Raw genomic sequence first — 22,690 nt, forward strand, 5'->3', positions numbered from 1 at the left:
GTCTTACGCAATTTCTCTTGTAGAGAAGAAAAACGCGATTTCAACTGCTGCATTTTCAGCAGAATCACTTCCGTGAACAGCGTTTGCATCGATGTTTTCAGCGAAATCTGCACGGATAGTGCCTGCTTCTGCCTCTTTAGGGTTTGTTGCTCCCATAAGTTGGCGATTTTTTGCGATTGCATTTTCACCTTCAAGTACTGAAACTACTACTGGACCGCTAATCATAAAATCAACTAGATCACCAAAGAAAGGTCTCTCAGAGTGTACTGCATAAAATGCTTCTGCATCAGCACGTGAAAGCTGCATTTTTCTTGTTGCTGCTATTTTAAGACCATTGCTCTCAAAACGATCTAAAATCTTACCGATAACACCTTTAGCGACGGCATCTGGCTTTATTATTGATAGTGTGCGTTCCATCAAATCTCCTATGAAATATAAAAATTAAAGTGGAATTGTACCCAAAAAATCACTGATTTGAAATTAAAGTTATGGAAGTCAGTTAAAAAGAGAAACGAAGAGAGAAAAAAGGGAAAAAAACACAAAGCAAAAATGCTCTGCGTTTTAAAAATTACGCTACTACGGCTTTACCGATTCCACGCATATCGTCTGTAATATCTGCACGGTGCGCTGGGCTATCGCCTATAGCGTCCCAAGTAATACATCCCTCAGTTGGACATGCAGTAGCACATGCCGGCTCATCATGGTGTCCAACACACTCTACACACTTGTTAGCATATACGTAATAAATTTCTTCACCAGTTGGGTTATCATCCTCATCTACAATCGCTTCTACTGGACACTCATCGATACAAGCGCCGCAGTTAATACATGTATCACCAATAATTACTGCCATTAGGATTCTCCTATTTTGAATTTCGGGGTAAGTTTAACAAAAGATTTTTAAAGAGAGCTAAAAAATCGCGCTCAAAATCCAAACAAATCTTTTTTGTTACAAAATCTTTGTACAAATCCCTATTTTTAGGCATTTTGATAACTATTATTATCTAAATTTTCAAATAGTTTTTTATATCTTCTACTCTGTTGGTCAACTCCCACGTAAAGCCCTCTTCTTCGCGTCCAAAGTGCCCATAAGCGGCAGTTTTGCGATAAATTGGGCGTAAGAGGTCAAGAGAGGTGATGATTCCTTTTGGAGACAAATCGAAAAGCTCTTTGACGCATGCCTCGATTTTTTCTTCCTCAACAACAGCAGTTCCATGTGTATTTATCATGATAGAAGTTGGCTCTGCTATGCCTATGGCGTAAGAAATCTGTATGGTTACTTTCTCACACGCACCCGCTGCAACGAGGTTTTTGGCTACGTGTCTTGCTGCATACGCCGCACTTCTGTCCACTTTTGTCGGGTCTTTGCCACTAAATGCGCCGCCGCCATGAGGGCAACTGCCGCCATACGTGTCCACGATAATCTTGCGTCCTGTCAAACCTGCATCGCCTTGGGGTCCGCCTACGACAAATTTGCCTGTCGGATTGATATGAAAAATGGTATTTTCATGCATCATCGCTGCTGGGATAACTTCGCGAATCACATCACGCACAACATCTTCATAAATCTTCTCTTGACTTATCTCTGGAGCGTGTTGGGTTGAGACAACAACTGTTTCCACGGAAACTGGCTTGTCATTTACGTACTTTATGCTGATTTGTGCTTTGCCATCTGGTCTTAAGTAGGGGATAATCCCCTCTTTGCGTACCTCGGCGAGGCGTCTTGTGAGGCGGTGTGCGAGATAGATGGGAAGCGGCATAAGAACATCAGTTTCACAACACGCATAGCCAAACATCAGCCCTTGGTCTCCTGCGCCTATCTCGCCATCTGCTTGTTTTACACCTTGGTTGATGTCGGGAGACTGCTCTCCAACTGCATTGAGCACCGCGGCGGAACGGTAGTCAAAACCGTACGTTGCGTCTGTGTAGCCTATCTCTTGGACAACCTTGCGTACAATCTCTTGCATGGGTGCATAAGTCGTTGTTTTGAGTTCGCCTGCTATTATACAAAATCCATTGGATACCAAAGTCTCACATGCGACATGTGCGGCGGTATCTCGCTCAATAATATAATCCAGAATTGCATCACTGATTTGATCAGCCATCTTATCGGGATGCCCCTCTGTTACAGACTCCGAAGTAAATATATACTCTTTTGTCATCGATTTATTCCTTATTGAAGTACAGAGTCTTGCTCCGTAAATCGCCAAAATTATAGCAAAATATCTTTTTGCTTAAAGCTTTTTGCTATCCCAAAGCATTTGAGTTTGATTAATCTACTTTCGTTAGAATTTTGCAAATTTATTGAAATAAGGATTATTTTATGTTAGTAACAAACCCAGCTCCAGATTTTAGTGCAACAGCAGTTTTAGCAGACGGTTCTATCGTTGAAAATTTCAAATTATCAGAAAACCTTGGCGAGAAGGGGACGGTTCTTTTCTTCTATCCATTGGATTTTACTTTCGTTTGTCCATCTGAAATCATCGCTTTTTCTCACAGAATAGAGGAATTTAAAAGCCGTGGCGTAAATGTTATAGGTGTATCTGTTGATAGCCAGTTTTCACACTTTGCATGGAGAGAAACTCCAGTAAACAGCGGCGGTATCGGTAGAATCAAGTACCCTTTAGTAGCTGACTTGACAAAGCAAATCTCAAGAGATTATGATGTTTTATTTGGCGATTCAGTGGCACTTCGCGGTTCATTTTTGATTGACGGCAAAGGTGTTGTGCGTCATGCGGTTATCAACGACCTTCCACTTGGAAGAAACATCGATGAGATGATAAGAATGGTGGATGCGATGCAATTTACGGATGAGCATGGCGAGGTGTGTGCGGCAGGATGGCAAAAAGGCGATGAGGGTATGAAAGCGACAACTGAGGGTGTTGCCGAGTACTTGGCTAAAAACAGCGAAAAACTCTAATCTTCCCTTTTTTTTAACATGTGAGCTTCTCACATGTTATTTCTCCAAAATTTGTGTAAAATATCCTCATGAAAACACTCCTTTTAGCACTTCTTTTTTTAATGGCACTCTATGCAGATGAACCCAAAGAGTTACGCGTGGGTCTTTATGAAAATGCTCCTAAGATTTTTTTGGATGCCAAAGGGAACCCTTCTGGTTTTTTTGTAGAGGTTTTGGATGAGATAGCAAAAAAAGAGAATTGGTCTCTTACCTACAGCCCTTGTCAGTGGCAAAAGTGCCTTTTGATGCTTGAGAATGGCGAATTGGACATCATGCCCGACGTCGCCTACTCCAAAGAGCGAGAGGAGCACTTTTTGTTTAACAAAGAGATTGTTCTCTCCACGTGGTCAACGCTCTTTGCGAACAAAAAAAGCAATATATTTTCGATTTTGGATTTGGATGAAAAACGCATTGCCGTGTTACAAAGCAGTATCCAGCAAGAGCAGATAAGGGAGAGTTTTACCCTTTTTGGCGTTAAGCCTCTCTTGCTGAGTGTAAACAGTCTTGAAGAGGCGTTTGCTTTTACGCAAAGCGGCGTTGTCGATGCGGCAATCGTGAACAAGCACTTTGGAGCGCAATATTTTGAAAAGTACAACCTTGTGGAGAGCTCCATTCTTCTCAACCCAGCGGCTCTGAAATTTGCACTCCCAAAAAGAGGGCAGAGTGTGGAGATAACCCAAAGACTTGATTATCATCTTGACTTAATCAAAAAAGATAGAAATTCCATCTACTACAAAGCGGAGAAAAAGTGGCTTGAAGTCAAACCAAAAGTGGGGCTTCCAGAGTGGTTCTACCCATTTCTCATCATCACCTCTTCCCTGCTTCTGCTTCTTGGCGCTGCGGTACTCTTTTTTAAGCATCTACTCAACATCAAAACCAAAAAAGTGGTCGAAAATGCGCACCATCTTCAAGCCATAGAGAATGAAAAGGCGCATAACTACCGACAAGTTCTCTACTCACTCATCGCCATGATAGAACAAAGAGACTCCTACACAGCAGGGCACTCCCAGCGTGTAGCGCGCTACAGCGAGCTCATCGCCAAAGAGATGGGGTATGATGAGGCGGAGCAAACTCTGCTTTTCAAAGCCGCAATGCTCCATGATATCGGCAAAATCGCCACTCCTGATGCCATCTTGCTCAAGCCTGACAAGCTTACGCAAACCGAGTATGCCATCATCCAAGAGCATGTCAATGTTGGTGTAAAAATCCTTCAAGATGTTCCGATGTTTCATGACATTTTAGAGATTATCAAACACCATCACGAGAAGTATGATGGAAGTGGCTATCCTATGGGCGTAGCGGGAGAGATGATTCCAAAACTTGCGCGTGTGATGATGGTTGCCGATGCGTTTGATGCGATGACTACTAACAGAATCTACAAGCACAAAAAAAGCACTGCGCAAGCCATAGAAGAGATACTGGAACTTAGTGGCAGATTTTACCATCCAGAGGTCACCCAAGCAGCTGCAAGAGCGCTTCAAGAGGTTGATACTTCGGAGGATATCAGCCAAACTCCTCAAACCGTTTTGGAGGAGCAGCGTTTTGTTTACTTCTACAAAGACAGTCTTACAGAGCTTTACAATGCAAAATATTTGGAAGCCACGCTTGTCAACAATGAGGATTTTAGAGCGTTTCAAAAGATAGTCGTTATCTCCTTGCATCAGTTTGACGACTACAATAAAAAGTATGGCTGGGAGAGCGGAGATAAAGTGCTTCAAAAGTTTGCCACACTTTTGCAAAAACTCTTTGCCAACAGAGCCCTCTTTAGAGTAAGAGCAAATGACTTTATCATTTTGCTTGGCGCACAAGAGAGCATAGATGAGAAAAAAGCAGAGATTAGGGAGTTTTTAGAAGCACATGAGCTCTCTTTTGACTGCACGTTTTATGATGCAGTGCAAAATCAAATCAACTCCTACGAAGCGCTTAAGAAGTTTTTGTAGGCTTATGGTCTATTACTATAATCCTCAGGCAAAATCCTCGCAACGCCAAAAAGCCCGATGATGTTGCCCTCTGTATCTTTGATGGGGTACTTTCTGTTGTCCACCCATCCCTCTTTGCCATCCACGCTCTTATATGGCTGGTACTCCTGCGCAACATCGACATTACCACTAAATACAGCCTTTTCTAGTTCAAAATACGCATCTGCATACTCTTTTTCAAAAACTTCATAATCCGTAGCGCCTACAAGCTCTTCTTGCGTCTTTGCAGAGGTGATGTTTAGGAGTGTTTTACTTGCGGCAGTGAAGAGATGATTTGCATCTTTAAAGTAGATGAAATCATTGGTTTTCTCAAGCATCGCATTGAAGTTATAAACAAGCATAGCGTCACGAATGCCCTCTGCTAGGAGTTTGGCGTCCACCATCTCTACAACGACACTACCTTTATGCTCACGGAGGTTCAGACGCACTATCTTGATTTTTCCATCGGCACAGACGATGCGGAGGGTTCTTGAGTAGGAGAGCGCGCCATCTTGCAACACATCATGGTCTGCCTCGTAGATGAGGGAGTGAAAGTCTCTCTCTTTATGCACAAACTCCTCTGCCCGATAACCCGTTATCTCAAAAATCGGTCCGTACGCTTCTACTAACTTACAAAGCGCTCTATCTTCAAAGAGAAAAATCGACTTATGCGCTTCATCGCTGTTTTTTTGCTCATGTGTCTCTTGCACTAAAACGATTCTGTTTCTTCCCTCTTCTTTAGCTCTGTAGAGCGCGATGTCTGTCATTTTGTAGATGTTTTTGTAGTTTTTTACCCCTGAGTGGACATCTGTATGATAGACACCGGCACTCACGGTTTTGTGGAGCATAACACTCCCTATTTTAAAGAGATGCTCTTCCACGACATGGCGGATTTTCTGCGCAATCATCAAGCTCTCTTCAACGCTGATACGGCTGAGCAGTGCCACAAACTCCTCTCCCCCTGCCCTGTAAATTTTATCTTCATGACGGAAGTGCTCTCTGAGAAGTTTTGCAAATTCGCTTAGCACAAAATCCCCCACATCGTGCCCATACGTATCGTTGACATCTTTAAACCAGTCGATATCAAAGAGAATGACCGCAAAGGGAGCTTTATGGTTATAGTAGTGTTTGATGAGCAAATTGATGTCTGTCTCAAAGGTAAGTCTGTTGAAAAGCCCCGTTAAAGGGTCGTGACTTGCGAGTTTGTTGAGCTGTTCATTGGCACGTTCGAGATGGAGTGTGCGTAGCTCCACTTGCGTACGCAAATCACTCATAAACATCTCTTTTTCACCTGCAAGCTCTGTAAGTTGGCGTGCCATAGGTTGGAAGATGAAAATCACCTCTAAAAGAAGCGTTATAAGCGTAACGGCATAGATGATGTTCTCCATGCGTTGTATCGTGCGCAAATCTGCTTCACCCTCTTTTTGGTACTGCGCAACGACTTTGTTCAAATCCTCTAAAAGTCCCTCTGATTCACTGTTAAAAAAGAGAACCAGCTTCTGCATATCTTGCGCTTTTTGCGCATGAGAGAGCTCTTTTGCGGCATGCACATAAGCCTCAACACGTTTTGCGATATCTAAATGACCAAAGTAGAGCTCTTGCATCTCAGGCGTAAGTTTTATCTCTTTGGTGTCGCTGAGTTTTCCGCTAGAGAGCATCGTGTTGGCATGAAGCATCTCATCGCTTAGTCGCTCCAATCTTCTTTGAATAATTTTTGCAGTTTCCACATCTTTGCCTTCGTGGCGATGATGCACTCGATGCACATCAAGTGCGATATGCTGTGAGAGCATACGCTGTTTTCCAGCAATATTGACGACATAAGCGATATTTTGCGTGTCTTTTAAAACAAGATGGAGCATCGAGAGCGCTAAAGTAGAGAGAACTGCGATAACGCCCAGAGCGAAGACATAGCGTTTTGTGATGACTTTTTTTACATAGCTTGATGTTATATCTCTGTTCACAAAAAAATCCTTTTCGTTATAAACATATTGTAACGAAAGAATGTTTCAAAATCAACTCGTAGTAAACTCTAGCGCTTTTGGATGGACAAAAATCTTCTCATACCACTGCCCTCTTGGTGCAAGAAGTGTGAGGCGTGCGGGTTGCATCGCACGAGAGAGAGCGACATAAAACTGTGAGGGCGCAAAAATCTCATTGGTGGCGATAACAAGATCAAGGATGCTCATGCCTTGGGATTTGTGGATGGTGATGGCGTAGGCGAGTTTGATGGGGTACTGATAGAGCGTCATGACAGGCTCTTCCACAAGCTCTTTTTTACCCTCATGGATGCGTTCCGTCCATGCCATCTTGCTTTGGGCGACTTGCTCTAGTTTGACAACTTTTGCATCGCTCTTTTTGACATAAACATAGCTTGCGTCTATGGCGACTATCTCGCCCCGCTCGCCGTTGTAGTAGTTCCATGCGTTTTTGCTAAAGAGTACGGGTGCGCCCACTTTTAGCTCCAAAAGCCTCTCTATGCGGGCATCGTTCATAAAACGCTCTACTTCCGCATCGCTGAGTGTCTTTTTGTGCTTGATGATTTGTGCCTCTTTGGCGTAAAGCTCACCATCAAGTTTAGCAAGCTGCTCTTTGTTGTGCCGCTGTGCACTTTGGTTAAGTCCAAAAAGAAAAGTCACATCGTTAAAATCATGCGGCAAAGGCTTGATGAAGGCATTTAGCGCATCATGTACCTCCTCGTCCACCTCTCCAAAACGCACCTTATGCAGAAGCTCTATAAAATGCGCATCGGTAGTTCTGTAGATGTGTGTAAGCTCTATGCGCTCAAACATGCACGCTCTCCACGCCTCCGACTCAAAAGCAAAACGAACCTCGCCCCCACGCACAACGGGAGGAAGTTGCAAAAAGTCCCCCACCACCAAAAGCGCACCGCCAAATGCACACTGTTCAAGGCGCATCGCCACCATCTCAAAGAGCGTGTCGCTTACCATAGAAATCTCATCAATCACGATAAGTGCAAGTGAGGTCATGAGTTTTTTGAGCTTCTTAGAAGGCTCGCTTTTGCCATCACGCACAAGCTCATCTCTGTTTTGCGCAATCCCAAACTCAAAAAAACTATGCAGTGTCTGACCGCCGATAAGCGTTGCTGCCATCCCAGTAGAGGCGAGTTTCGCAACTTTTTTTGCCTCTTGTTCAAAGTGTTCTATCACTTTTTTTGTAATCGTCGTCTTGCCGACCCCTGCTCCGCCTGTGAGAAAAATACTCTGTTTGTTGTGCAGTTTTTGCATAATTGTTTCAAAATAATCCATGTAAGATTATACTATAATGACAAAATTTTTTCGTAAGGATACCCCATAAATGCAGAGGATACTCATCGTAGAAGACAACAAAGCACTCGCAAAAGTGATAGCAAAAAAGATAAATCTTGAGCTTGACTTTGAAGTCGATGTTGCTTACTCCTTGTCTGAGGCAAAGCTTTTTTTAAAAAGATATCGCTACTTTTTGGTTCTTACCGACCTTAACCTTCCCGATGCTCCCAATGGCGAAATCGTTGAGCATGTGCTTGGCAGTGGCAACCATGTGATCGTGCTAAGCGGCAACATAGATAAAACCTTCCGTGCTTCGATGCTCAAAAAAAACATCATAGACTATGTCAACAAAGGGGGCGTGGATGACATCAACTACATTCTTCAAACCATCACGCGACTGCAAAAAAACCAAAGCCACACCATCCTTGTCGTAGATGACTCTTTAGTTTTTAGAAAACAGATGCTTGGTATGCTTGAAAATATGTTCTTTAAAGTCATCACCGTAGCACATGGCGAGGAGGCAATGGGGATTTTAAGCACAAGAGGTGACATCAGTTTGGTTTTAACCGACTACCATATGCCCGTGATGGATGGACTACAACTCACAAATGAGATACGCAAACTCTACACCAAAAATGACCTCACCATCATCACCATCTCTAGTGATGACGAGGAGGACACAACTGCACTTTTTCTAAAAAGCGGCGCAAACGACTACATCAAAAAGCCTTTTTCAAAAGAGGAGTTCTCCTGCCGCATCAACAACTCCATCGAAGCGCTTGAAAATATCCACGCCATCACCAACCACGCCAACCGCGACTTTTTAACGGGGCTTTACAACCGACGCTACTTTTTTGCGTCGATGCAAAGCTACTTTGAAAAGGCACTTCAAGAGAGCGAGAAGTTTGCCATTGCCATGATTGACATCGACCACTTTAAAAAAGTAAACGATACGTATGGGCATGACACGGGTGATAAAGTTATCAACGCTGTAGCTGACATCCTGCGTGCCAACACAAGCCAAAATGACATGGTGGCACGTTTTGGAGGTGAGGAGTTTTGTGTCGTACTTCAAAATGTCGCTCCATCGCGTGCGCTAAGTGTTTTTGAAAACTTAAGAGCGAAGATAGAGATGTGTGATGTGAGTGTAGCTGATGGAAGCACCATCCACTGTACTGTCTCTATCGGCGTGCTTCTTTCTCCAGAAGAGAGCCTAGAAGAGAGCATCAACCAAGCCGATATGCTTCTTTATAGCGCAAAACAGCAGGGGAGAAATAGGGTTCTTAGCAACTAATCTCTGCTTGGAAATGGGGCTTTAGCCCCGTTGTCAACCGTTGACAACTTCCATGCGAGGCTGAAGCCTCACTTCCTTTCATCCTCCAAAACTATCACACTCCCAAAAGGGACGTCTCTCTCTTTTAGGGTTATCCATTTTACCTCGTACTCTGGGGCTTGAAGCGGGAAGATTCCATCCAAATCGCTAAAGTACAAGAGTAACTTGACATCTTCAAGCTCTTTTTCTATCAGCTCAAAAACAGGGCGGAAGTCTGTTGCACCGCCGCCGCTTAGCTCTGCTTCTAAGATATCGCCGCCGTAAAAAGTTTTGCGCATCCTAATCTTATCATCGCACACGAGAAGTTCTAGTTCAAAGTTTGGGATGGTGTGCATGAGGGAGTTTAGTTCGCCCAAAAAAGTGGCTAAAAGCGGCTCATCGATAGAGCCTGAACTGTCCACCGCAACGACAAACCTAAACCTCTGGCTGATGCATGAGGGAAGGTAAATCCCCGCATAGAGCAGTTTTTTGCTTGGCGGCAGAAGCGTGTAGTCATCTCTGTGAAATCTCTCTAAGGCGGCTTTTAGTTCGTCACGCCAGTTGATTTTGCCATTTTTTGGCGTGTGAAAAAAACGCTCTATTGCCCCGATAACCTCGCCGTTTTGCATCTCCTCTTCAAACTTTGCATTGGCAAATTCTGCAAAAAGCTGCTCATCTTGTGCCTCTTCTTGTGCGTTTTGATTTTGTACATCATCTGGCGTGTCGGCTTCATACTCCAGCTCATCACGCAAAATATCCTCTTTGAGTGCGGCGTAAATCTCCTCGGCATAAAGTCCGCTAAAACGCTTCGAGTAGTGCGCCTCATCTGGACGGACTAAGCCGTTTTGCACAAGCATATCGTTGATGGCATAATCCGTTGCAAGCTGCCAAAGCCAACCGCTTCTGCCGTTTTTTCTAGCCTCATGCGCCAAAGATGCGTGCATCGCTCCATTGGCAAAGATAAACTCCAACTGCTCTGATGAGAGTTTTGCCAAAAAATCACTGTTATACTCAAGCGTGATGCCGTTGCTCTTAAAACTCTCTATATCGTCGTTTGAAACAAGCTTTAGCCTAGAAGCAAGCGTGCCAAAGAGGGGAAATCTGAGAAGAAGTTTGGCTTTGGCTTCTGAGATTTTTTGCTCCAAAACCACGCTCTACCCCAAAAGATAGGCAAATTTCTCGACCCACTCTCTAAATGCGTCGGAGTGTTCCATGGTTATACCGCTACGCTGCAAATCTTGCACTATCATCACGGCAAATTCGCTCTTAAGCCCAAAAGTGTAGGTGAGCAGGTGTTCAAGGCGTGCGTCGCTTGGGTCTGCGAGATATGCGCTTACCACGCCGGAGCTTAGCGCATAAAGCACATCCACTTCATCACTGTACGCTCCGCTTCCGCTCTCTAAAATCGCTTCAATATCTGGAAGTTTGTTCATTACTTTTGTAAATGCCAAAAAAGAGACACCGACATCTTTGCCAACCGCCGCACCGATGGCTTCAAGCAAAAGAGAGGGTTTGATACCTGCTTTTAGGATTTTATCTACATACTCCCAGCTTCTTGGCGTTGCAAAACTCTTGTTTTCGCTCTTTGCATCAAAGGTGAACAGATGTTCTTTTTTATAGGCGATGTAAGCGACGATGCGTGCGTCCACGCCGTTTGCGTAAGCCCACATACGCCAATCATCAACATGAACATCCATCTCAAAGTGGACAAAGCGATTTGCCAAAGGGCTTGGCATACGGTATGTCACACCACGATCACCCTCACGGTTACCCGCCGCCACAATCGCCCATCCAGATGGGAGTTCATACTCGCCTACTTTTCTGTCCAGTACAAGTTGGTACGCTGATGCCTGAACGCTTGGCGGTGCAGAGTTTAGCTCATCCAAAAACAAAATCCCCTCGCCCTCTTTTGGCAAAAATGCAGGCGGTGCCCAGAGTGCAGTATGGCTCTCTTTGTCGTAAAACGGAATCCCCTTTAGGTCGGTTGGATCCATGAGCGCCAAACGCAAATCGATAAAACCGATGTTTTGCTCCTGCGCTATCTGCTTGATGATAGATGACTTGCCAATCCCTGGTGCGCCCCACAAAAATGTAGGCACTTTTTGCGCTATAAGTGCAGTTATGGTCTCTTTGAGTTCTGTAATCGTCACACTATCCATCCTATATTTTCTTGTTGTATATATCTGCCAAAAGCGGGGTTTTCTTTGACTGTGCGTGCAAGCCTTGAGTCAAGTTGCAACTGGTACAAAAGCTCAACGGGCGTGCTTTTGTTTTGCGCCAAAGCTTTTAAAACCTCAATGTCAGCAGAGTTTGAGAGTGCTTCTAAAATCTCTTGTGGTGTGTTTGGGTTCGAAGCGATGGCGGCGTGGTTGACGCTCTCTTTGTACGCCTCTTGAAGCATCTCTGCCGGAGTTGCGGCATTTTTGTAAACCGCTTGTTGGAGTTCCAAAGAGCCAAATGAGAGAAGTTTTTCTACTACCACAAGAGCGATTTTCTCGTTGGAAGCAAGAGAGAGATGGACATCGCTTGCATTAAGCGCAACAAGCCGCTCTTGCATCTGTTGGGTAAGCGTCTCGTTTTGGGCAAGATGGAGCGGTACGACTGCCAAAAGTTTTTCAAAAAGCGCATCGTCAAGTTTGGCGTAGCGTGCCAAAAGCGGAGCAAACTCTGCTTCTTTTAAAAACTTCTCAAGTAGCGTTTTTGAGAGATTTTCATTTTTACAGAGGGCTTCAAGCACGCTTGGTTCGCCTGAGCCATAAAGTGCCATCTGCATAGCCTCGTCACAATCATGACGCATTGCGATAAGCGTTTTAATTTTTGTGTTTGCGCTATTTATTTTCTGCAACGGCTCAAGCTCTAAAATCGCACGGATTAGCTCCTGATTGTCCGTTTGCGCCAAAAGATGGATAAACCCAGAGGTCGCATACTGCACATTGTGGTTACGCTCGATATCTTTGTAAAAACGCAAAATAATCGCCGCACTCACATCACGGTTGTCATCATTTTCAAAAAAATCCTCGCCGCCCCATGCGTACATCTTGAGGAGTTTGAAAAAGAGCGCATCCTCTATCATGGAGTTTTGCAAAAAAGATTTGAGCCGCTCCTTGTTGCGGCTGAGTTTGAGCGACATCAAAAGTGTATTTGCGTCGATGTAGCGTGCGACTTCCCGCTCAAAAACATCTATGCCAACAAACTCAAGCGCACTCCCATGCTCATCATAAAGCGCACTGCTCGCATTTTGCTCATAAGGCGTCATCATCTTTCCCTCAACAACAAGGGCAACATCATCGCTGTAACTGCTCACAACGCTAACCTTGTGAAACTTCATCTGCGAGGCAAACTCATCCATACTAAAAGCACGGCTTTTGCCAAAAAGGAGGATTGTTTTGTTTTGTAAGTTTTGTAAATTCATGGGGAGATTGTAACCAAAAAGTTTAAAGATTAAAAAGAATTTTTACAAAAGATGGGAGAGTTACATTAACCATTTTTAAGTAAAATGGCATTATGAACTCAAAAAAAATATGGTCATTGCTGTTGTTGTTTGCGATAAGCTTCTCGGTAGTACATGACTATACTTTTGCCGTACTGGATGACAAACACTCTTCTATGGAAGCCTACGTAACCGAACTTTCATCTCCGGTTATGGGCGAACATGCAGACATGTTGTGCGATATTCATTTTGAATACCATACGCCATATCTGTTTTTAGACAATCGCATCTCTTTTCCTATCGTTGATGCACAAGATGCTCTTTTTCCATACGACGAGATATTTCTTTCACTCGACTACTTTAACTTTTTTAAACCCCCTATCGCATAATCCTTTTTTAAACACAATTATTACAATCTTAAAAATAAAATATTCACAGCTTTGCTTGTGATAAAAAAGGTAATTATGAAAACTTTTCTATTATTGATTATTCCGTTTATTGTTTTTGCTTCGGGCAAAATGATGAGCAACTCCGATTATCTGTACTTTAGCGGCATTGACAAACAGCCCTTTACGCAACAAAATGAAAAAGCAAGATTATATGCTATAGATACGATAGGTGAAAAAAAAGCCCACTCTATAACTAAAGAGCTGACAACAGAAGATGTCATGTCTCTAAAGCTCACCCACAGCGGCAGATATCTAATTTACAAAATAACGACAAAAAATTATAGAGTTATCATTAATGCGCTTGATGGCACCGTTATAGGGAAAGAGTCGAAATGAAATCTCTACTTTTCCTACTCTTTTGCACCCTGTTTTTAAACGCATCAACGCTTAGCTTAGATGAGATTTTGCAAAAACTTAGAAGCGAACATCCTTTGGCAAAATCGATTCAAGCTTCCCAGTTCGCAAACTCTTCACAAATCAAAGCTCTCTCATCAAGAGAAGCGACTAAACTTTTAGCTGATACAACTTATGCTAAGCCACAAATAGAGAGTTCAGGATACGAATACAGCATCGGACTTGAACAAAATTTTATGAATCCAAATGTCAAAAACAGTATCGTTAAATCTGCTGCATATCAGGGTGAAGCCGAGATTTTAAGCCTAAAACATGAGTTTATGCTTTTAGAAAATGAAGTGCGTCTTCTTTACCATGTAAACTGTCTTGATAAAGAGAGCCTTGAGCAATATAAGAGATCTTTTGAGGCTTTTGTTGAGTTATACAAAAAAAAAGAAAAAGCATATTCATTTGGAGAGATCTCCAAAAAAGAGCTTTTACAGCTTCAACTTGAGCTAGATCGCCTCAAAACTGAGTATAAATATTATGAGGATGAAGTAGAAGTTTCTCGTGCCGCTTTACAATCTTTCGTTCTTTTGCCGCTATTTAGCGATAAGCAACTTTACTGTCAAGATGTCCAGCAAGTCACAAAAGAGCTTATCTTTAACAATCAAGAAGAGTCCCTGCAAGAAGAGTCGCTAAATAAAAAGGTTCAAAGTCTTCAAAGCGATTTTGACCGCTACAGTTCACAGTTCGACTCCTTTACGCTCAGTGCGGCTTATCAAAATGAGATTGATACGGATAGATTTGTAGTCGGCTTGTCAGTTCCGCTGAACTTTACAAGCTCTCTAAATGAAGAGAGCCGTGCCATGCTTATGCATAAAAAAAGCGCGCTTATGCATGAAAAAGAGGGCGTTAAACTGCAAAAAGCATCCCAAGCGGATATGTTAAAAAGCCAACTTTTGCAACATTTTAAAGAAATACAAGCAACAACGAATATGCTCAATAAATATGAAAACACCCTTATGCCTCTTGTTGAGAGTGCTTATACTCTGGGCGAGAGTTCGGCTATCGAGTATCTGCTCTCTGGGCGTGAAATATGGAAGCTAAAAGAAGAACTTATAGAGAAACGAAAAAACTACTATAAAACACTTTTTCAACTCTACAGCGTTTTAAAAATCAAGGAACAACTATGAAAAAAACAGCTATTTTACTACAGGCACTATTTAGTATATCACTCTTTGGGGACATTACACTGACTCCCCAAGATGAGAAAAATTGGCAGATTCAAACCGTTCTGGCACAAGAAGTTACTCATGTGCCTCTGGATGAGTATATGATGAGCGTTACGACTCCGCCAAAGCTTCTTTATACAATCTCCCTTCCCTATGAAGCTCATGTTACAAGGCTTAATAAAGCAAATTTTGAGAGTGTCGGAAAAGGAGAGATCTTAGCCGAGCTAAGTGCCTCTGAGTGGATTGAAGCTCAAAAAGAGGTGATTGCGGATTCATTAGAGTTAACGCATAACGAGAATGAAGCATCTCGTAAATCAAAACTTTGCAAAGAGGAGATTATTGCCCAAAAAGAGTGCCTTCTGGCAGATTCTGAGCTTAACAGAAGCAAGACAAAACTCTCTTCATCAAAAGCCCTGCTTAAAACTTACGGTGCAGATGATGAGATGATTAAGAGATTAACCAAAGAACTTAGCGTCTCTTCAACCATAAAGTTGGTATCACCCATAAAAGGGGTGCTTCTTGAAGTAAATGTCAAATCAGGAGACAACATATCTCCTGCAAACTCTCTTTTTGTTATAAAAGCTGAGGGTGAAAACTGGCTTGAGAGTGACCTTCCGCAGGCAGTTGCAGATAACCTTAAGGCTACTCAAGAGGTAATCATAACCATTGCAGGCAACGAGATAAAATCAAAAGTATTGCTTCTCTCTCCGTCACTAAATCCCCTAAACCAGACTAGATATGTTCGTTTTTCACTTCCAAAAGAGGCGAATCTTCTAGTGGGATTAAAAATCAAAGCCACAATTAGCATTCAGCGAAAAGCTTTTTTAATCAACAAAAATGCAATCATACAAGACGGTGAAAACTCGGTAGTTTTCATAAAAGATGCTCAAACATACCGCACTCTAAAAGTAGCCGTAATTTCCCAAAACCGTCACATGTGCTATCTTGAGTATGACGCAGAGCTAAAAAAACCTATTGCGGTTAGTGCAACAAGCATATTGCAAAATATGCTCCAAAAAGGCGAATAATGAAAGGATTAATCTCTTTTTCACTTACACAAAGACTTTTTATATCACTGTTTGCTATCGTGATTTTAGGGTTTGGCGTTAAGTCATACTACAGTCTTCCCGTTGATGCTTTTCCAGATATTTCGCCCACGCAGGTAAAGATTATTATGAAATCAAGTGGCATGACGCCCGATGAAGTCGAGTCGCGAATTGTTATTCCTATTGAGATGGGGATGCTTGGCATTGCTAATCAAACTGTTATGCGCTCAACCGCAAAATACGGTATTTGCGATATTGCCATTGACTTTGAAGAGGGCACGGATATATACTGGGCAAGACAGCAAGTAACTGAGAGGCTAAGCGGTATCGCTGATGAGCTGCCTGCAAATCTAGAGGGTGGATTAGCACCTATCAGTACGCCTCTGAGCGAAATTTTGATGTTTACTATTGAGTCAAAAACACTTGATTTAAGCGAAAAACGCTCTCTGCTTGATTGGGTAATTTCGCCGAAAATCCGCTCTATCAGCGGAGTTGCAGAAGTTAATGCGCTTGGCGGTAAAGTAAAGAGTTATGAAGTTACACCTAAGCTTGAGGCGATGCGCACTTACGGCATCACGCTAGAGAAGCTTATATCAACGCTTGAAGAGAATAACCTAAATGACGGTGCAGGGCGTGTTACAGAGGGAGTAAACAGTATCTTGGTGCGGAGTGTCGGGCGTATCAATGATATATTTGATATTAAAAACCTAAGTGTTGCTTCTGTCGGTGGCAAAGTAATCTCCATAGGCGATGTGGCGGATGTTAAAATAGGATATCTCAGCAGAGCAGGCTTCTCTACAAAAAACGCTCAAGGAGAGGCTGTTCAGGGTGTTGTACTGGGACTAAAAGGTGCAAACACCTCAAAAGTGCTTCAAGAGGTAAAAGAGAAACTTGCAGAAATGGAATCTTCTCTCCCCAAAGATACAAAAATAGATATTTTTTATGACCGTTCCACTCTTGTCAATCTGGCAACAGATGCTGTTAAAAGTTCGTTGCTTGAAGCGGTTATACTGATTGTTATAGTGCTTTTACTTATGCTTGGAAATTTTGCTTCAGCTCTTAGTGTTGCGCTTATTTTACCTTTTGCCCTGCTGATGAGCTTTATAGCTATGGATTATTTTGGATTAAGTGCCAACCTGATGAGCTTGGGCGGTCTTGCCATAGCCGTGGGCATGCTAGTAGATTCAGCCGTCGTTATGGTTGAACACATAACGGCAGAGCTTGGAAATCCAAAGCGAAAAAATGAGAATAAAGTACATATCATTTATAATGCCGCCGTTGAGATGGCACCCTCAATAGTTACGGGAGTGCTTATCATTATCATCGTATTTATGCCGCTCTTGACACTTGAGGGACTTGAAGGAAAGTTGTTTAAGCCTGTAGCTCTAAGCATCGTATTTGCACTTTTTAGCTCCTTAATCCTCTCTCTTACACTTATTCCGGTGCTGAGTTCATTTATCTTAAAAATTCGTGAGGATAAAGAGTCTTGGCTGATAAAAACCCTTTTAAAGGGTTTCAAACCCTCTCTTGATATTGCCATAAAACACTCTACGGCAGTGTTTGTAACGGTATTTCTTCTCTTTGGAGGCTCGCTATATCTTGCTTCAAAAACTGGAAAAGCCTTTATGCCCACGATGGATGAGGGAACTTTGATTGCGATGATAGAATCCCTGCCCTCAATCTCCATTGAAGAGAGTATTGAGCTAAATAAAAAAATTCAAACCAAACTTATGTCCGATGTACCTGAAATTTCATCTATTATCGCAAGAACCGGTACGGATGAGCTAGGACTTGATCCCATGAGTCTCAACGACACAGACACTTTTTTCATACTAAAACCCATGAAAGAGTGGCGCGAGCAATCAAAAGAGTGGATGAAAAATCAGATAAGAGCCTCACTTGACTCCATGGTAGGCGTCGAATATGTATTTACACAGCCTATTGAAATGCGTGTATCGGAGATGCTCACGGGAGTACGCGGCGATTTGGCAATCGATATCTTTGGAGACGACCATGATGAACTTGAGAGAATAGCTGCCGAGATAAAAACCATCTTAGAACAGGTTAAGGGAAGCAGCGATGTCTATAAAAAGAGCAACGAGGGAATCGAGTACTTTGAGCTTAGCTTTAACCAACAAGCTCTGGGTCATTACGGAGTAAGCGAGAGAGAAATCGCCGCTTTTATGAAAACAATGGTTACGGGTGTTCAAGTAGGCGTCGTCCAAGAGGGCATGCGCCGTATCAAATTGATGGTAAAAGGTGAAGATGTCATGCACAACTCCCTAAGTGCATTGGAGTCACTCCACTATGTCCTAAAAGACGGAACAAGCATCTCTTTAGCCAACTTGGTAACATTTACAAAAACGACTGGACCGGTGCAGATAGAGCATGAAAACGGTTACCGCAAAACAGTCGTACAGAGCAATGTGGAAGGAAGAGATTTAGTCGGTTTCGTCGAAGACGCAAAAGCTCAAATCGAACAAAAAGTTCAAATGCCCGCCGGCTACTACGTGACATACGGAGGCGAATTTGAAAATCAACAAAGAGCTGCCTCAAAGCTGATGATAATTATTCCAATCGCACTTTTACTAATTTTTATCCTGCTTTTTGTCTCATTTAACTCCATCACGCAAGCCATGTTGGTGCTCATAAATGTACCTTTAGCACTTATCGGAGGATTTGCAGGACTCTATATAAGCGGCGAGTATCTATCCGTTCCTGCCTCAGTCGGATTTATTGCCCTGCTTGGTATCGCCGTGCTTAACGGTGTCGTTTTGGTCAACTACTTTAACTATCTCGTTCAACATGGCTATGAAGTCATAGATGCCGTGCGAGAGGGAACTCTCAAGCGTTTTCGTCCTGTTCTTATGACCGCTACCATCGCCGCACTCGGTCTATTGCCGATGCTCTTTGCCACAGGACCGGGATCAGAGATCCAAAGACCGCTTGCGATAGTAGTTATAAATGGTTTGATAAGTTCAACACTCTTAACCCTAATAGTGTTGCCTCTGCTCTATCTTAAGTTTACTAACACTTCAGATATAAAAGAGTAGAACATCGCACAGTATCCACAATTTTGTAGAGATGATATCTTGGGTTTTATGGACGACTTATGTTTAATATCGCATCACCAAAAGAGTTTTTACAAAAATTAGGAGAGTTACAATGAACTACGCACTACGATTACCGGACTATTATAAGCATGAGATTGAAGCTCTAAAGGGAGATGTTTCCATCAACCAGTTTATCGTCAATGCCGTTGTAGAGAAGATTGCTACGCTCAAAACTGTCGATTATTTGCAAGAGAGAGCAAAAAATGGCTCAAGAGCGCATGCGCTTGGAATGTTAACAAACGCATTAGATAAAGAGCCTCTTTTATGGGATGCTTTATAAAAAAGGATTGATGATTTGTAATCTCTTTGAAACAGACAAACCATGATGCATATCTTCACTATAAAGAAATTTTCGTATATCCTCTTCAGAAAAAGCAAACTTTTTGAGCAAATTTACACTTACTTCATTGATAACCTGCGTACTAATAAATGCGTCAGAGAGTACTATGTCTTTGGCAATTTTCTGTTTTTGTGGCTCTTTTGTGCTGAGGGCATAGAGCAAAATATTTGTATCTAAAAATACTCTATCTTGCATTTGCTTCGTTTCTGCTCAAAAACTCGCCGTTGATTGAAAGAGGATTTTGCGAAAGATGCTCGATAAAATCTTCCTCTTTGTGCATCACTTTTTTCTCTTCTATAACTTCCACTTCATTTTTAGGAAGATTTTGCAAAAAGTACATAATTTTGTCAAATACACTATCTTGAACTTTCAATTTTAAAGTATGCACCCAAAACTCCTTGCTTTTTTATGGATTATACTTAACTCCTTCTAAATAAGTCAAATAAAATGGCTATTAGGCATTTATGCTCTTTAAAAAATTTGCCTTTTTTTTTCCTGTTTTTTTTAATTAGCTACAATCTTCAAACACAACCTCAATAAAAGGAAGAAAATGAAGATATACGCACCATGGGAGAAGGCTTTTAACAAAATCGCCACCCCTTTTGAACACTTTATCCATGCACAGACGACGACGGGTATCATCTTGATGAGCATGACCATCGTTGCGCTTATACTGGCGAACACTCCGCTTTATGATGCTTATATGCACTTTTTTCACACCTCTATTGCGCTACAAATCGGGGAGTTTACGCTCTCGCACTCTATCCACCACTGGATTAACGATGCGCTTATGGCGGTATTTTTCTTTATCATCGGGTTGGAGATAAAACGGGAGATTTTAGTAGGCGAACTCTCCAACATCAAAGTGGCGATGTTGCCCATACTTAGCGCCATCGGCGGGATGCTCTTTCCTGCACTTATCTATAGTGCCATCAACAGCGGGGGCGAAGGGAGCAACGGCTGGGGTATCCCTATGGCAACAGATATCGCTTTTGCCATCAGTGCGCTTGTGCTTTTACGCAACAGAGTCTCCACCTCGCTTGTGACATTTTTGGTCGCTCTTGCCATTGTGGATGACCTTGGAGCGGTTATCGTCATCGCACTTTTTTATACAAACGAAATCCATCTCTCATGGCTTATGATGGCAGGAGGCGCATTTTTAGTGATGGTTGCGCTCAACCGTTTTGGTATCCATGCGGTGCTTCCTTACTTTGTCGTGGGACTTTTTATGTGGTTTTTTATGCTCGAATCGGGTGTTCATGCGACTATCGCAGGGGTAATCGCCGCATTAAGCATCCCCTCCAAGCCAAAATACACACCGACCTCTTTTACCGCTCACACCAAAAATCTCCTTGACGAGTACGACAACTATCCAGTTGCTACGGACAACACGATGCACGAGAGACAAAAAGCGATTTTACAAAACATAAAAGACAAGATAGACGCCGTTGGTTCTCCATCCGCACGCCTTGAACACTCGCTGCATCTGCCTATCAGTTTAGTCATCATCCCGCTTTTTGCTCTTGCAAACGCTGGCATCGCTATAGATTTCTCCTCTATCAATGAGTCCATCACGCAAAATGTCTCTTTGGGTATCATCATGGGGCTTATCTTTGGAAAGGCTATCGGGATTGCGGGGGTTGCGTACATAGCCATCAAACTCAAAATCGCTTCACTGCCGCAAAATAGCACGATGAACCAGATACTCGGCGTCTCCTTTTTAGGCGGTATCGGTTTTACGATGTCCATCTTTGTCGCTGATTTGGCATTTGCGGGCAATGACACACTTATATTTCAAGCAAAAATCGGCATACTCGCCGCTTCTTTAACTGCCGGACTTTTGGGCTTTCTATGGCTTCGCTACGTCGCTAAAAGCCCTGAACAAGAGCAACAATAGTTTTTTAGTGTTATAATAACCAACTTTACACATTCCATCGGAAGTGGGGCTTTAGCCCCGCAAAGATTTGGTTTACAACACCGTCGCTCCTCTTTTGGAAGTGGGGCTTTAGCCCCGCCCCACAACTGGGTGAGGTTAAAACCTCACTTCCAAAGAGTGCCATTTCTAGTATAAAAAAAGGATACCTTATGAAAAAACTGCTTCTTCTCCTAGCCGCTGCCGCTTGGCTCTTAGGCAACGACACTGCACACGATTTTGCAAAGAGTGCGGAGTGTCAGGCGTGTCATCCAAAGATTTATGAGGAGTATTACGGCTCCATGCACGCAAATGCCACCCCCGACAAAGACCCCATCCACAAAGCCATCTGGGACAAACATCCACACAAAAACAAACTAGAGCAGTACTCTTGCGGCAAGTGCCACTCCCCTGCGGCTGACAACCTTGAGGCGATGCTCACAAAAGGGCAAAAAGCACTCCCAGACCCAAAAAACGAGACGCATCAAGAAGCGGTAAGTTGTGCTTACTGTCACCGCATACAGAGTATCGAACACGGCAAGATGAGCAACACAAACATCATCTCCAAAGAAAAACTTAACTACTTCGGCTCTACGAGAAGCTCTTTGGAGTCACCGTACCACAAAATCATCACTGAGAAAAATGACCATTTTGCAAACGGCAATGTCTGCATCGGCTGCCATTCACACAACCTCAACGCACACGGACTCAACCTCTGCTCTACAAACGTCAATGATGAGATGAACAGTGCAAACTGTGTAAGCTGCCACATGCCAAAAGTAGATGGAAGTTTCTCTTCTATCATAGAGACAAAAACGCACTCATTCCACGGTTTTGCAGGGGCGCATACCAACTCCGATATGCTCAAAAAGTATGTTCAAATCTCTATCTTACGCAACATTGACCACTTTATCATCAATGTGGACAACCAAACTTCCCACGCGCTTCTCCTCCACCCGATGCGTCTAGCGATTCTCAAGATAAGCGTCACACGTGATGGCAAAACAGAGGAGCTCTCTGAGGAGCAGTTTGTGCGTGTTATCGGCAAAGATGGCAAACCTGCAATGCCATGGGCAGCCGATGTAACGCTCAAAGACACTATGATACAAGCCAACGAAAAAAGGGCTGTGAGACGAGACTTCAAGCTTGAAAAAGGGGACAAAGTAGATGTCACATTGGGATGGTTTTTAGCACACCCTCAGTCACTCAAATCCCTCGGACTTGAAAACGAAAAAGTGGCAAAAGAGTTTCATGTCTTTAAAAAAGAGAGTTTTAGCTTTTAACAAAGTGATTTTATGTTAAACTTGCCACAAATCTGACACTATTTAAAGGTTCTT

General features: G+C 42.9%; 21 protein-coding genes. 11 read left to right on the forward strand and 10 right to left on the reverse strand.

The features are described from left to right. Positions 1–3: 3 nt before the first annotated feature. From ndk to metK, 3 genes are all read right to left on the reverse strand, one after another. Positions 4–417: a nucleoside-diphosphate kinase gene (gene ndk / locus AC6H4V_RS10065; RefSeq protein WP_428730621.1), complete on the reverse strand. Its 414-nt coding sequence runs from the start codon at positions 415–417 to the stop codon at positions 4–6. Positions 418–568: 151 nt separating this feature from the next. Further along, positions 569–853: a 4Fe-4S dicluster domain-containing protein gene (locus AC6H4V_RS10070; RefSeq protein WP_428730620.1), complete on the reverse strand. Its 285-nt coding sequence runs from the start codon at positions 851–853 to the stop codon at positions 569–571. Between the two features lie 151 nt (positions 854–1,004). After that, positions 1,005–2,162, reverse strand: a complete 1,158-nt coding sequence (metK, locus tag AC6H4V_RS10075; protein WP_497606725.1) for a methionine adenosyltransferase — start codon at positions 2,160–2,162, stop codon at positions 1,005–1,007. A gap of 161 nt (positions 2,163–2,323) precedes the next feature. On the opposite strand from metK, the gene AC6H4V_RS10080 reads away from it, so the two are divergent. Both AC6H4V_RS10080 and AC6H4V_RS10085 read left to right on the forward strand, forming a co-directional pair. Further along, positions 2,324–2,920, forward strand: a complete 597-nt coding sequence (locus tag AC6H4V_RS10080) for a peroxiredoxin (RefSeq protein WP_497606726.1) — start codon at positions 2,324–2,326, stop codon at positions 2,918–2,920. Between the two features lie 68 nt (positions 2,921–2,988). Continuing rightward, positions 2,989–4,899 carry an HD domain-containing phosphohydrolase gene (locus AC6H4V_RS10085; RefSeq protein ID WP_497606727.1) on the forward strand — a complete coding sequence of 637 codons (1,911 nt, stop codon included), beginning with the start codon at positions 2,989–2,991 and terminating at the stop codon, positions 4,897–4,899. 2 nt (positions 4,900–4,901) lie between these two features. Here AC6H4V_RS10085 and AC6H4V_RS10090 read toward each other — a convergent pair whose 3' ends face one another. After that, the gene (locus AC6H4V_RS10090) at positions 4,902–6,878 is read right to left on the reverse strand and encodes a sensor domain-containing diguanylate cyclase (protein WP_497606728.1); all 1,977 of its coding nucleotides are present in this window, start codon (positions 6,876–6,878) and stop codon (positions 4,902–4,904) included. Positions 6,879–6,929: 51 nt separating this feature from the next. Next, on the reverse strand, positions 6,930–8,183 hold the full coding sequence (locus tag AC6H4V_RS10095; protein ID WP_497606729.1) for an ATP-dependent DNA helicase: 1,254 nt from the start codon (positions 8,181–8,183) through the stop codon (positions 6,930–6,932). Between the two features lie 49 nt (positions 8,184–8,232). Between AC6H4V_RS10095 and AC6H4V_RS10100 the strand changes: the two genes are divergently transcribed. Next, positions 8,233–9,477 carry a diguanylate cyclase gene (locus AC6H4V_RS10100; RefSeq protein ID WP_497606730.1) on the forward strand — a complete coding sequence of 415 codons (1,245 nt, stop codon included), beginning with the start codon at positions 8,233–8,235 and terminating at the stop codon, positions 9,475–9,477. Between the two features lie 68 nt (positions 9,478–9,545). Here the strand turns inward: AC6H4V_RS10100 and AC6H4V_RS10105 are convergent, their stop codons facing one another. Genes AC6H4V_RS10105 through AC6H4V_RS10115 form a run of 3 tightly spaced genes read right to left on the reverse strand, consistent with a single transcriptional unit; the run spans position 9,546 to position 12,907 of the window. Next, on the reverse strand, positions 9,546–10,646 hold the full coding sequence (locus AC6H4V_RS10105; protein WP_497606731.1) for a vWA domain-containing protein: 1,101 nt from the start codon (positions 10,644–10,646) through the stop codon (positions 9,546–9,548). Between the two features lie 3 nt (positions 10,647–10,649). Then, positions 10,650–11,645, reverse strand: coding sequence for an AAA family ATPase (locus AC6H4V_RS10110; RefSeq protein WP_497606732.1), 996 nt, complete (start codon positions 11,643–11,645; stop codon positions 10,650–10,652). Next, on the reverse strand, positions 11,642–12,907 hold the full coding sequence (locus AC6H4V_RS10115; RefSeq protein ID WP_497606733.1) for a hypothetical protein: 1,266 nt from the start codon (positions 12,905–12,907) through the stop codon (positions 11,642–11,644). Before AC6H4V_RS10115 ends, AC6H4V_RS10110 begins: the two co-directional genes overlap by 4 nt. A 92-nt stretch (positions 12,908–12,999) precedes the next feature. On the opposite strand from AC6H4V_RS10115, the gene AC6H4V_RS10120 reads away from it, so the two are divergent. The 6 genes from AC6H4V_RS10120 (at position 13,000) to AC6H4V_RS10145 (ending at position 19,381) form a co-directional block, all read left to right on the forward strand. Then, the gene (locus AC6H4V_RS10120) at positions 13,000–13,314 is read left to right on the forward strand and encodes a hypothetical protein (protein WP_428729855.1); all 315 of its coding nucleotides are present in this window, start codon (positions 13,000–13,002) and stop codon (positions 13,312–13,314) included. A gap of 75 nt (positions 13,315–13,389) precedes the next feature. Further along, positions 13,390–13,710: a hypothetical protein gene (locus AC6H4V_RS10125; RefSeq protein WP_428729856.1), complete on the forward strand. Its 321-nt coding sequence runs from the start codon at positions 13,390–13,392 to the stop codon at positions 13,708–13,710. After that, positions 13,707–14,903: a TolC family protein gene (locus AC6H4V_RS10130; RefSeq protein WP_497606734.1), complete on the forward strand. Its 1,197-nt coding sequence runs from the start codon at positions 13,707–13,709 to the stop codon at positions 14,901–14,903. The genes AC6H4V_RS10125 and AC6H4V_RS10130 overlap by 4 nt, the downstream gene beginning before the upstream one ends. Beyond that, positions 14,900–15,970, forward strand: coding sequence for an efflux RND transporter periplasmic adaptor subunit (locus tag AC6H4V_RS10135; protein WP_497606735.1), 1,071 nt, complete (start codon positions 14,900–14,902; stop codon positions 15,968–15,970). Before AC6H4V_RS10130 ends, AC6H4V_RS10135 begins: the two co-directional genes overlap by 4 nt. Continuing rightward, a complete protein-coding gene (locus AC6H4V_RS10140; RefSeq protein WP_497606736.1) occupies positions 15,970–19,041 on the forward strand; it encodes an efflux RND transporter permease subunit in 3,072 nt (1,023 codons plus the stop codon). Before AC6H4V_RS10135 ends, AC6H4V_RS10140 begins: the two co-directional genes overlap by 1 nt. A 112-nt stretch (positions 19,042–19,153) precedes the next feature. Next, positions 19,154–19,381 carry a CopG family transcriptional regulator gene (locus AC6H4V_RS10145; protein WP_497606737.1) on the forward strand — a complete coding sequence of 76 codons (228 nt, stop codon included), beginning with the start codon at positions 19,154–19,156 and terminating at the stop codon, positions 19,379–19,381. Here AC6H4V_RS10145 and AC6H4V_RS10150 read toward each other — a convergent pair. Both AC6H4V_RS10150 and AC6H4V_RS10155 read right to left on the reverse strand, forming a co-directional pair. Next, on the reverse strand, positions 19,376–19,636 hold the full coding sequence (locus AC6H4V_RS10150) for a PIN domain-containing protein (RefSeq protein ID WP_497606738.1): 261 nt from the start codon (positions 19,634–19,636) through the stop codon (positions 19,376–19,378). The genes AC6H4V_RS10145 and AC6H4V_RS10150 overlap by 6 nt on opposite strands. Further along, a complete protein-coding gene (locus tag AC6H4V_RS10155; RefSeq protein WP_497606739.1) occupies positions 19,626–19,829 on the reverse strand; it encodes a hypothetical protein in 204 nt (67 codons plus the stop codon). The genes AC6H4V_RS10150 and AC6H4V_RS10155 overlap by 11 nt, the downstream gene beginning before the upstream one ends. Positions 19,830–19,991: 162 nt before the next feature. Here AC6H4V_RS10155 and nhaA point away from each other — a divergent pair, with 162 nt between their 5' ends. Further along, entirely contained in the window at positions 19,992–21,338 is a 1,347-nt protein-coding gene (gene nhaA, locus AC6H4V_RS10160) for a Na+/H+ antiporter NhaA (protein WP_497606740.1), read from the forward strand. Positions 21,339–21,526: 188 nt separating this feature from the next. Beyond that, positions 21,527–22,636, forward strand: coding sequence for a multiheme c-type cytochrome (locus AC6H4V_RS10165; protein ID WP_497606741.1), 1,110 nt, complete (start codon positions 21,527–21,529; stop codon positions 22,634–22,636). Positions 22,637–22,690: the final 54 nt, after the last annotated feature.

This window comes from Sulfurimonas lacustris (assembly GCF_059705355.1).

What these genes read in the sequence shown, in the direction of transcription:
- ndk (WP_428730621.1), bottom strand. Translation starts at nt 417, where the DNA reads ATGGAACGCACACTATCAATAATAAAGCCAGATGCCGTCGCTAAAGGT.
- AC6H4V_RS10070 (WP_428730620.1), bottom strand. Translation starts at nt 853, where the DNA reads ATGGCAGTAATTATTGGTGATACATGTATTAACTGCGGCGCTTGTATC.
- metK (WP_497606725.1), bottom strand. Translation starts at nt 2,162, where the DNA reads ATGACAAAAGAGTATATATTTACTTCGGAGTCTGTAACAGAGGGGCAT.
- AC6H4V_RS10080 (WP_497606726.1), top strand. Translation starts at nt 2,324, where the DNA reads ATGTTAGTAACAAACCCAGCTCCAGATTTTAGTGCAACAGCAGTTTTA.
- AC6H4V_RS10085 (WP_497606727.1), top strand. Translation starts at nt 2,989, where the DNA reads ATGAAAACACTCCTTTTAGCACTTCTTTTTTTAATGGCACTCTATGCA.
- AC6H4V_RS10095 (WP_497606729.1), bottom strand. Translation starts at nt 8,183, where the DNA reads ATGGATTATTTTGAAACAATTATGCAAAAACTGCACAACAAACAGAGT.
- AC6H4V_RS10100 (WP_497606730.1), top strand. Translation starts at nt 8,233, where the DNA reads ATGCAGAGGATACTCATCGTAGAAGACAACAAAGCACTCGCAAAAGTG.
- AC6H4V_RS10115 (WP_497606733.1), bottom strand. Translation starts at nt 12,907, where the DNA reads ATGAATTTACAAAACTTACAAAACAAAACAATCCTCCTTTTTGGCAAA.
- AC6H4V_RS10120 (WP_428729855.1), top strand. Translation starts at nt 13,000, where the DNA reads ATGAACTCAAAAAAAATATGGTCATTGCTGTTGTTGTTTGCGATAAGC.
- AC6H4V_RS10125 (WP_428729856.1), top strand. Translation starts at nt 13,390, where the DNA reads ATGAAAACTTTTCTATTATTGATTATTCCGTTTATTGTTTTTGCTTCG.
- AC6H4V_RS10130 (WP_497606734.1), top strand. Translation starts at nt 13,707, where the DNA reads ATGAAATCTCTACTTTTCCTACTCTTTTGCACCCTGTTTTTAAACGCA.
- AC6H4V_RS10135 (WP_497606735.1), top strand. Translation starts at nt 14,900, where the DNA reads ATGAAAAAAACAGCTATTTTACTACAGGCACTATTTAGTATATCACTC.
- AC6H4V_RS10140 (WP_497606736.1), top strand. Translation starts at nt 15,970, where the DNA reads ATGAAAGGATTAATCTCTTTTTCACTTACACAAAGACTTTTTATATCA.
- AC6H4V_RS10145 (WP_497606737.1), top strand. Translation starts at nt 19,154, where the DNA reads ATGAACTACGCACTACGATTACCGGACTATTATAAGCATGAGATTGAA.
- AC6H4V_RS10150 (WP_497606738.1), bottom strand. Translation starts at nt 19,636, where the DNA reads ATGCAAGATAGAGTATTTTTAGATACAAATATTTTGCTCTATGCCCTC.
- nhaA (WP_497606740.1), top strand. Translation starts at nt 19,992, where the DNA reads ATGAAGATATACGCACCATGGGAGAAGGCTTTTAACAAAATCGCCACC.
- AC6H4V_RS10165 (WP_497606741.1), top strand. Translation starts at nt 21,527, where the DNA reads ATGAAAAAACTGCTTCTTCTCCTAGCCGCTGCCGCTTGGCTCTTAGGC.